At 60.8% G+C, this 1,583-nt stretch carries 2 protein-coding genes and 1 pseudogene; all 3 read left to right on the top strand.

The features are described 5' to 3' along the window. Positions 1 to 235: pseudogene (locus CAPSK01_RS03055) on the top strand (ammonium transporter); the annotation flags it as partial. 168 nt (positions 236 to 403) lie between these two features. Further along, the gene (locus CAPSK01_RS03050; protein ID WP_034922329.1) at positions 404 to 964 is read left to right on the top strand and encodes a YqgE/AlgH family protein; all 561 of its coding nucleotides are present in this window, start codon (positions 404 to 406) and stop codon (positions 962 to 964) included. Continuing rightward, positions 957 to 1,412: a Holliday junction resolvase RuvX gene (gene ruvX / locus CAPSK01_RS03045; RefSeq protein ID WP_034922462.1), complete on the top strand. Its 456-nt coding sequence runs from the start codon at positions 957 to 959 to the stop codon at positions 1,410 to 1,412. The genes CAPSK01_RS03050 and ruvX overlap by 8 nt, the downstream gene beginning before the upstream one ends. Positions 1,413 to 1,583 lie beyond the last annotated feature (171 nt).

Raw genomic sequence — 1,583 nt, 5'->3', positions numbered from 1 at the left:
GGCTGCCGGCATCTTCGGCAGCCAGGCACTCGGCGGCGTCGGCGGCGTCGCCTTCATGCCGCAACTGCTGATGACCGGTCTGGCGATCGCCATTGCGCTGGCCGGTAGCTGTCTGGTGTATGGCCTGCTGAAAGCCACCGTCGGCCTGCGCCTCGATCAGGAACAGGAGTACAACGGCGCCGATCTATCCATCCACAGGATCACCGCAACCCCCGAACGCGAAACCAACTGGTAATCACTCGCTGAATCATACCGACACGGTCGATGGTTGGTGGTTGGTGCATTGCATGAGCTTTGATCGACCGTGTCGAGCATGGGATGCCGGCGATCAAATTCGGCACTGTCGGCGCGAAGTTCTGGCATTACCTTTGTGTCAGGCGCCGCGGCCGATTAGAATAGGGCCATGCACAGCATCAATCTCACCGATCATTTTCTCATTGCCATGCCGGCGCTGATGGACTCTTTCTTCTCCAAGACCCTGGTCTATATCGCCGAACACAACAATCGCGGTGCGCTTGGCGTGATCGTCAATCGGCCGATCGACATGAGTCTGGGAACACTTCTCGACAGAATCGACATTCCCCTGCAGGCCGAAGGCTTCGCCCAGTTGCCGGTTTTCTTCGGTGGGCCGGTACAGACCGACCGTGGCTTTGTCCTGCATCGGCCGGTCGGGAAATGGCAGTCCACGCTGGTGATCAACGAGCACATTGGTCTCACCAGCTCACGCGACATCCTGCAGGCCGTCGCCTGTAGCGGCCAGCCGGTGGATGTGCTGGTAACGCTGGGCTACGCTGGTTGGGCTGCCGGCCAGCTTGAACACGAGTTGGCACAGAACGCCTGGTTGACCGTGCGCGCCAAGCTCGACATCCTTTTTAAATCGCCCTACGAGGAAAGACTCGCGTCGGCACTCGAGCTGCTTGGCGTCAATCTCGCCAACCTCGCCGATGCCGCTGGCCATGCCTGAACCATTCACCACGGGCACAGTACTTGCTTTCGACTTCGGCGAAAAACGTATCGGTGTTGCCGTTGGCGAATGGCAACTGTTGCAGGCGCATCCCTTGACCACCCTGCGCAGCGAGGCCAACGCCGAGCGATTTGCCGCCATCGCCACCCTGATCCGGGAATGGCAGCCGGCCAGTCTGGTCGTTGGCCGGCCGCTCGCACTCGACGGCACGCCACACGCCATGACCGCTCGCTGTACTCGCTTCGCCAATCAGTTGCGTGGCCGCTTCGGACTGCGCGTAGATTATGCCGAGGAACGGCTTTCCTCATGTGCTGCGCAGGAATGCCTGCATGCCGCCGGGCACGATACCCGCAGGGCAAAACGGCATCTCGACGCCGTGGCTGCCCAGATGATTCTGCAGGGCTATTTTGACGGCATGGCTGAGGCGGGCCACGGACACTCGTCGTGAACACCAGAACCAGACACTGATGAACGATTTCTTCCCCCTTCTCCCTTCCCATCTCCCACACCCAGGGGAGATTCCCGAGTCGCCGACGCGACTTTCAGGATGACTCTGATGACCGTCAAACCGATGCCAGCCATTGACCTCCCCGACGCCGAAGCGCAGTGCGCCCAACTG

This window comes from Candidatus Accumulibacter vicinus, from assembly GCF_000584955.1.
GTDB lineage: Bacteria > Pseudomonadota > Gammaproteobacteria > Burkholderiales > Rhodocyclaceae > Accumulibacter > Accumulibacter vicinus.
The sequence above is the reverse complement of the archived record's forward strand: the minus strand, read 5'-3'. Positions and strand labels throughout refer to the sequence as shown.